The organism is Winogradskyella sp. (assembly GCF_045105575.1).
Taxonomy (GTDB): domain Bacteria; phylum Bacteroidota; class Bacteroidia; order Flavobacteriales; family Flavobacteriaceae; genus Winogradskyella.
This window is the reverse complement of record NZ_JBGCDQ010000015.1, coordinates 75,384-81,998: the sequence shown is the minus strand read 5'-3', so window position 1 is coordinate 81,998 and position 6,615 is coordinate 75,384. Positions and strand designations below refer to the sequence as shown.

The window sequence follows — 6,615 nt, the reverse complement described above, 5'->3', positions numbered from 1 at the left end:
CAATGTAACTTTAGGCGCCCCAGCTATAGACGGAGCACAAGTCAGTGCAAAAGTCTTGAAGCACCTTAAAGGTGACAAAGTAATAGTTTTCAAAAAGAAAAGACGTAAAGGTTACCGTGTTAAAAATGGACACAGACAATCTTTAACTGAAATTGTAATTGAGAGTATTGCTACTTCTGGAGCTAAAAAAGCAGCTCCGAAAAAAGAAGCTAAGAAAGCTGAACCAAAAGTAGAAGCGAAAGCTGCTGCTCCTAAGGTTGAAAAAGCGGCGCCAAAGGCAGCGGCTAAATCAACTGGTAAAGCTGATGATTTAAAGAAAATTGAAGGGATTGGACCAAAAATTGCATCTACTTTAGTAGAAGCAGGTATCGCTACTTTTTCTGATTTAGCTAAGGCTACACCAGAAGCAATTGCTGAAATCATTGCAAATGTTCGTGGTAACCATGTTACTGATACTTGGCCAGCACAAGCCCAAATGGCTGCTGATGGTAAGTGGGACGAGCTTAAAAAATGGCAAGACGAATTAGATGGTGGTAAAGCTTAATTGCTTACTACTTAAGTATAACAAAAAAACCTTAAGACAATGGCTCATAAAAAAGGAGTTGGTAGTTCGAAGAATGGTAGAGAATCAGAATCGAAACGTTTAGGCGTTAAGATATTTGGTGGACAAGCTGCTATTGCTGGAAATATCATATTAAGACAACGTGGTAATACGCATCACCCAGCTGAAAACGTATACCAAGGAAAAGATCACACTTTACATGCTAAAGTAGATGGTTTAGTGAAGTTTACTAAGAAGAAAGACAATAAGTCTTATGTTTCTATCGAAGCTTTTGAAGCTTAGGAAATTATTTTCTTAAAAATTATAAGAGCCCTTTCTAGAAATAGAGAGGGTTTTTTGTTTTCTTGTCATTCTGAGCATAGCGAAGAATCTTTAATTCCGATTATATGGATATTAGATGAGATTCTTCGCTATGCTCAGAATGACATTTCACTATACAATCTCCATCTTCTTCAAAAGAAAACTAGCATTCATGTTTTGGCAAACCCCTTGTTTTAGCTTGTAGTCAAAATAGAGTTCGTCGTTTATGATTTCTGCGTCAAAATAATAATTTTTTACAGCTTCTAATTCGGTTTCAATTTCTGTGAGGCTTAAATCGTGTGTGGCTATGATACCTGTAGCGTTGAGTTTTACTAACTTTTCTACAAACTTTCTTGAGCCAATGGCTTTATCTGTACTGTTAGTTCCTTTTAGGATTTCATCTAATATAATAAAGTATGAGGTGTCTTTTTCAACAGTATCTACCACAAATTTAAGTCGTGTTAATTCGCTAAAAAAGTATGAGCTATCATCCGTTAAAGAATCTGTAGTGCGCATGCTTGTAATTAGCTTAATAGGCTTGTATTTGCTTTGTTTAGCACAAATGGGCAATCCAACATTAGCCATAACGATATGAAGTGCTACGGTTCTTAAAAATGTACTTTTTCCTGCCATATTTGCACCTGTGACAATGAAAAATTGTTCTTCTTCTAGCTTTAAATCGCTATCCACGCGTTTTTCAGGATTTAATAATGGATGCCCTAAATCTTCTGCTAAAATAGTAACAGGTTCATCTGTAAGAATAGGATAAGAAAAGTTTTGATGGTTAAATGCATAATTACCAAAGCTATTGAAAGCATCAAAAAAGGTAACGACTTCAAACCAATCATCAACTTTATGTCCGTAGTTTGTAATCCACTGTTCTACTCGGTATGTTTTTCGGATATCAGACAGTAAAAGACCATTACCAAATATCGCTGCAATCAAGTTATTTCTATTATCTAAAGCATCTAAAGCCTTTGAAAATTTTGAAAATATTTCTGAAGCTTTTAAACCCTCAGATTGAATTTTTTGTTGTTGATCTTTAAGCAGCTGTGAAGTAAACTCTTGGTTTTCGATACGCTGTAATAACAAAGCGTATTGCCGAAATGTATCTTTTGCTTTCCCTGTATTTTCAGCTACATGGTTGATTCGTTTTAAAAATATTGCTGTTAATCCCAGCCCTATTATTAACCATAACAGCAAACGATAACCTGTTGTTTCTAAGCCCACAACATCGACGAATCCCAATGCTAAAATTACTAATGACACCAAACTAAACCCAATACTCAACCAATATTTCATTGGATTTAAAAAGGACTTATACGTTTTAAGCCAGGTTATAATGGATTTAGCAGAATGCTCTATAGCCGCACCTTGCGCCACAGCTGTATAATTTTGTCGCCACTCTGGTAATGCAGCCAACTCTTTTATAGCTGCCTGTCGTTCTTTGATAGCAGTGATATCATTTGCCAATACATGTTGGGTAAGCTTTTCTGTACCCTCTTTTACTGCGGTTCTATTTATAAATTGAAAAAAAGAACCCTTTCCAAATAAATCGATATCTAAACTAAAAAAATGCTTCGGATCTTGAAATTCTGAGCCATCTGGTCTCTCATAAAAATTACCTTTTGCAATCTCTAGTTCATCTTCATTAATCGTAACCAATCTTTTATGCAACGCTCGTTTCGATTTTAAATCGGTATATCGCGATAATAAAAACAAGAAAATAGCCAAGCCCAAAACAGCAATAGCAGCGACAATTTTCCACTGCGGTGCACTGAGATATATACCAAAAGCTGCTAATAAGAAAACTGAAAGTCTCAGAATACTCAACAAACTCATTTGTTTGTAAATACGTTTGGCTTCTGATTGGTTGCTTTGTAATTGTGCTTTATAAAATGATTCTGAATTTTGCATAAAATTATAAACCTAAATGATCAATAGTCTCAAAGATAGCGAGAATAATATGTATCGCATTTTTATAGAACTGCGGTGTAATAGCCTCAAAATCGTCTGTGGGTTTGTGATAAGCCGCATGATCTTCATTCCCAAAATACAAAAATGGGATTTCAGCTAAATGAAAAGGTGCATGATCTGACGCCATAGTCCAATCTTGTTTTCCGTCTGTACCATCATGACCTTGAAGTAGCTTCGTTGTGGTTGTATTCTTAAAACCCTCTAATATGGTTGTTAGTTTTTCGTTATAGCGTGCACCAACGGCATACAATTCGTCTTTAGCGCTTCTGCCAATCATGTCCATATTAAGGTTTACCATGACCTCAATACTATCTAATTGTTTTACAAAATCTTTTGCACCTCTCAGACCCAATTCTTCTGCATCAAACGCTGCCAAGATTACAGAATGCTTCGGTGGATGGTTTACGAAATATTCGGCAAAACTTATTAAAGCAGAAAGACCTGAAGCGTCATCATCTGCGCCATTATAAATTTTTCCATCTATAATACCTAAATGATCGTGATGTGCACTAATAACAATATACGTTTCAGGATACTCAGTTCCTTTTATTTCTGCTAGAATATTGTTAGCCTTATAGACTTTGTTACCTTGTTTAAATTGAAAAGGATGCTCAAACTTACCGTTGTATCCAGAAACATTTAGCTTTTGAAATTCCTTGATGATAAAAGCTCTAGCTGAATCATTGCCTTTTTCGCCCGTTTTTCGACCTTCAAATTTATCAGAACTTAAGATCTCTAAGCGTTCTAAAAGCTGAGTTTCGTTAAACTTTTTAGTCTTATTTTGGTTTTGAGCGCAACTCAATGTTACAACACTGCATACCATTAGCAACGTAAAAAAGAGGTGTTTCATTTTAGTGATTTGATTTCAAATAAAAGAAAAAATCCCAAGTTATAATTAATACTTGGGATTTTAATTTATAGAATTTCTGCTTTCGCAGGAAATGATTAACCTTTAAAACTTGCCGATAAATACTCACGATTCATACGTGCAATATTTTCTAAAGAAATTCCTTTAGGACATTCCACTTCGCAAGCTCCTGTGTTGGTACAGTTACCAAAACCTTCTTCGTCCATTTGTTTTACCATGTTCATCACACGATCCGCAGCTTCAACCTGTCCTTGTGGTAATAAGGCAAACTGAGATACTTTAGCGGAAACAAATAACATAGCACTAGAGTTTTTACAACTCGCTACACAAGCTCCACAACCAATACATGTTGCCGCATCAAATGCCATATCTGCATTGTGTTTTTCAATAGGAATAGCATTTGCATCTTGTGTATTACCAGAGGTATTTACCGAAATAAATCCACCTGCATGTTGAATGCGATCAAACGCAGATCTATCTACAATTAAATCCTTAATTACAGGGAATGCCGTTGCTCTCCATGGCTCAATATAAATAGTATCGCCATCGTTAAAGCTTCTCATGTGCAATTGACAAACCGTAATCATAGAATCTGGACCATGTGCTTGTCCGTTAACGAACATGGAACAAGAACCACAAATACCCTCACGACAATCATGATCGAAAGCTACTGGTTCTTCTCCTTTTTCAATAAGATCTTGGTTTAAAACATCGAGCATTTCTAAAAATGACATATCAGGTGATACATCGCCAATAGCGTAATCGATTATTTTTCCTTTGTCATTAGCGCCTTTTTGACGCCATATTTTTAACGTTAAATTCATACTATTAGTTTTTGGTTTTTAGTTGCATGTTGTTAGTTAGGCTGTCCATAAACTAACAACCATCAACCATAAACTATTTTATTTATAACTTCTCTCTTTCACTTCTATATTTTCATACACCAAATCTTCTTTATGAAGCACAGCATCCTTTGGCTCACCTTTGTACTCCCAAGCAGAAACAAATTGAAACTCTTTACGTCGCATGGCTTCACCTTCTGGTGTTTGGTATTCTTCTCTAAAATGACCTCCTGCAGATTCTTCTCTTACAAGCGCATCTTTAGCAAATAATTCACCTAATTCTAAGAAATCTGCAACACGACCAGCTTTTGCTAACTCTTCATTATATTCATTCGCCTCTCCTGGTACTTTTACATCTTTCCAAAACTCTGCTCTTAATTCTGCTATTTCAACAATTGCTTCTTTAAGATCTTTTGCGTTTCTTGCCATTCCACATTTATTCCACATAATTTTACCTAAACGTTTGTGGAAATGGTCGACTGACTTAGACCCATTATTATTTGCTAATTTATTAATGATTTCAGTAGCGCTCTGCTCTGCTTCATCAAACTCTTTGGTATCAGTTGGAATTGGTCCTGTTCTAATATCATGTGCCAAATAATCACCGATTGTATATGGTAAAACAAAGTAACCATCCGCTAAACCTTGCATTAATGCTGAAGCGCCTAAACGGTTAGCACCATGATCTGAGAAGTTGGCTTCTCCAATTGCATACATACCAGGAACTGTTGTCATTAAATTATAATCTACCCAAATACCTCCCATGGTGTAATGAACTGCAGGATAAATCATCATTGGTGTTTCATATGGATTCTGATCTACGATTTTCTCATACATCTGGAATAAATTTCCATATTTATTCTTTACAATTTCCTGACCTAGTTTTCTCACTAGCGCGTCATCGTCTTCATTTAAACCTTTAACATGCGCTTGCTCTTTTCCATAACGCATAAATGCAGATGCAAAATCTAAGTAAACCGCTTCACCAGTTTTATTAACTCCGTAACCAGCATCACAACGCTCTTTTGCAGCTCTAGATGCTACATCTCGTGGTACTAAATTACCGAAAGCAGGATAACGACGCTCTAAATAATAATCTCTATCTTCTTCAGCTAATTGTGTTGGTTTTAAAGTTCCGTTTCTAATTGCTTCAACATCCTTTTTATGTTTTGGCACCCAAATACGTCCATCATTTCTTAGAGATTCAGACATCAATGTTAATTTCGATTGATGATCTCCTGACACAGGAATACATGTTGGGTGAATTTGCGTGTAACATGGATTTGCAAAATAAGCACCTCGTTTGTGCGCTTTCCAAGCCGCAGTTACATTAGAACCCATAGCATAAGTAGACAGGTAAAATGCATTTCCATAACCTCCTGTTCCTAAAACAACGGCATGAGCTGAATGTCTTTCTATTTCACCAGTCACTAAGTTACGAGCAATAATTCCTCTTGCTTTTCCATCTACAATGACAACGTCTAACATTTCGTGCCTTGTGTACATTTTTATTTTACCACGACCAATTTGACGGTTCATGGCAGAATAAGCACCTAATAATAATTGCTGACCTGTTTGTCCTTTAGCATAAAATGTACGTGATACTAATACACCACCAAATGAACGGTTATCTAATAATCCACCATAATCACGAGCAAAAGGCACACCTTGCGCCACACATTGATCAATAATATTAGTAGATACCTCAGCCAAACGATGCACGTTAGATTCGCGCGAACGGTAATCACCACCTTTTACAGTATCGTAAAATAAACGGTAGGTAGAATCACCATCACCTTGATAATTTTTAGCTGCATTGATGCCACCTTGTGCCGCAATTGAGTGTGCACGTCTTGGCGAATCTTGAAAACAGAATGCTTTTACGTTATAACCCAATTCTGCAAGTGTTGCTGCTGCTGAGCCACCAGCTAGTCCTGTACCTACAACAATTACATCGATAAGACGTTTGTTCGCTGGATTAACCAGATTAATTTTATTTTTATGATTAGTCCACTTATCTGCAAGTGGTCCTTCTGGTATTTTTGAATCTAAAGCCATATGAGATT

At 36.3% G+C, this 6,615-nt stretch carries 6 protein-coding genes; 2 read left to right on the top strand and 4 right to left on the bottom strand.

Annotation, left to right across the window (positions count from 1 at the left end):
• Together rplU and rpmA are read left to right on the top strand one after the other, a co-directional pair.
• The coding region (gene rplU, locus AB8B52_RS04265) for a 50S ribosomal protein L21 (protein WP_406025575.1) at nucleotides 1-544 on the top strand (544 nt) is incomplete at its 5' end.
• Nucleotides 545-583: 39 nt separating this feature from the next.
• The gene (rpmA, locus tag AB8B52_RS04260) at nucleotides 584-844 is read left to right on the top strand and encodes a 50S ribosomal protein L27 (RefSeq protein WP_020897580.1); all 261 of its coding nucleotides are present in this window, start codon (nucleotides 584-586) and stop codon (nucleotides 842-844) included.
• 150 nt (nucleotides 845-994) lie between these two features.
• Here the strand turns inward: rpmA and AB8B52_RS04255 are convergent, their stop codons facing one another.
• The 4 genes from AB8B52_RS04255 to AB8B52_RS04240 form a co-directional block, all read right to left on the bottom strand.
• Nucleotides 995-2,779 carry a MutS-related protein gene (locus AB8B52_RS04255; protein ID WP_406025572.1) on the bottom strand — a complete coding sequence of 595 codons (1,785 nt, stop codon included), beginning with the start codon at nucleotides 2,777-2,779 and terminating at the stop codon, nucleotides 995-997.
• Between the two features lie 4 nt (nucleotides 2,780-2,783).
• Nucleotides 2,784-3,689: a M28 family peptidase gene (locus AB8B52_RS04250; RefSeq protein ID WP_406025570.1), complete on the bottom strand. Its 906-nt coding sequence runs from the start codon at nucleotides 3,687-3,689 to the stop codon at nucleotides 2,784-2,786.
• Nucleotides 3,690-3,784: 95 nt separating this feature from the next.
• Nucleotides 3,785-4,531, bottom strand: a complete 747-nt coding sequence (locus AB8B52_RS04245) for a succinate dehydrogenase/fumarate reductase iron-sulfur subunit (RefSeq protein WP_406025568.1) — start codon at nucleotides 4,529-4,531, stop codon at nucleotides 3,785-3,787.
• Nucleotides 4,532-4,609: 78 nt separating this feature from the next.
• The gene (locus AB8B52_RS04240; RefSeq protein ID WP_406025566.1) at nucleotides 4,610-6,607 is read right to left on the bottom strand and encodes a fumarate reductase/succinate dehydrogenase flavoprotein subunit; all 1,998 of its coding nucleotides are present in this window, start codon (nucleotides 6,605-6,607) and stop codon (nucleotides 4,610-4,612) included.
• Between the last annotated feature and the right edge of the window lie 8 nt (nucleotides 6,608-6,615).